The organism is Lysinibacillus sp. GbtcB16 (assembly GCF_019091145.1).
GTDB lineage: Bacteria > Bacillota > Bacilli > Bacillales_A > Planococcaceae > Lysinibacillus > Lysinibacillus fusiformis.
Genome location: NZ_JAGXJV010000152.1, coordinates 1 through 412 on the forward strand (window position 1 = coordinate 1; position 412 = coordinate 412).

At 42.0% G+C, this 412-nt stretch carries 2 protein-coding genes; both read right to left on the minus strand.

The annotated features are described in order from the left end of the window. Positions 1-207, minus strand: a 207-nt coding sequence (locus KVT27_RS26850; RefSeq protein ID WP_254636265.1) for a hypothetical protein, incomplete at its 3' end; no start/stop codon positions are given. Between the two features lie 12 nt (positions 208-219). Further along, positions 220-412 (minus strand): hypothetical protein (locus KVT27_RS26855; protein WP_254636266.1); only part of this gene is annotated, 193 nt, incomplete at its 5' end.

Here is a 412-nt window from a genome sequence, read left to right on the forward strand (position 1 = left end):
GACGCTTTTCTTCTTGTGGCGCTCTATAATCTGCAGCATCTCGTTATACATCCACGATTTTACTTCCTCAAGGGTTGCGAATTGCTCCAGGAAGAGATGGATATTCTTCATACCATGAAATGTTGTATGGTTCTTGAAGCTTTTCATGATCGAATAAATGATGTGGGTCAGCTGCAGCTTGCATTCCTCATAGTTTAGCTCCTGCATATGCAAGGTAAGTTAGTCACAATAGCCCACAAGCGCCTTTTCGTTTTTGAGTTGGATGGAGTGAATAACCTGCTTCAGCAAAGCTTCGTCGAGATCACTGTCTTTCCCCCGTTCATACCTCTCCAGATCTTCGGAGGTAAATACCCTGTCCTCATTATTTATGAATCTCATTAACGTTAGCTCGTATAGCTGGGTATAAATAATT